Genomic DNA, 507 nt, shown 5'->3' with positions numbered 1-507 from the left:
AAAGACACCAAGCAGCTGTTGGCCAATTATGCCAAAGTGCCTAACCGGCTGATTTGTGCCATCGTCGAGGCGAATCGCACGCGCAAAGATTTCATTGCCGATGATATTCTCAAACAGAATCCCAGCGTGGTAGGCGTTTATCGTCTGGTGATGAAAACCGGCTCCGATAACTACCGCGCATCGGCCATTCAAGGCATCATGAAACGGCTCAAAGCCAAGGGTGTTGACGTGGTGGTTTATGAACCGGTACTGACAGAAGCGACATTTTTCCGCTCACCGGTAATCAACGATCTGACAACGTTCAAGCACCAGGCTGATTTGATCATCTCAAACCGCATGGCACCGGAGTTGGAGGATGTCGCGGATAAAGTCTATACCCGCGACCTGTTTGGTTTGGATTAAGTCGGTTGACCAACCTGCTGCACACGGCGGCGACGCGCGTAATACCGGCCCCACAGCAGGCCCAGCGTGGCCGCAATCAGCGAGCCCAGCAATACCCCTAGCTTG

At 53.5% G+C, this 507-nt stretch carries 1 protein-coding gene; it reads left to right on the top strand.

The window, feature by feature from the left end; all coding sequences use genetic code 11:
- Positions 1-402 (top strand): UDP binding domain-containing protein (locus tag J5224_RS35415; RefSeq protein ID WP_319802561.1); only part of this gene is annotated, 402 nt, incomplete at its 5' end.
- Between the last annotated feature and the right edge of the window lie 105 nt (positions 403-507).

It is taken from the genome of Candidatus Symbiopectobacterium sp. NZEC135 (assembly GCF_025962695.1).
Note: the sequence above shows the minus strand (reverse complement) of the source record. Positions and strands in the feature narration are given on the sequence as shown.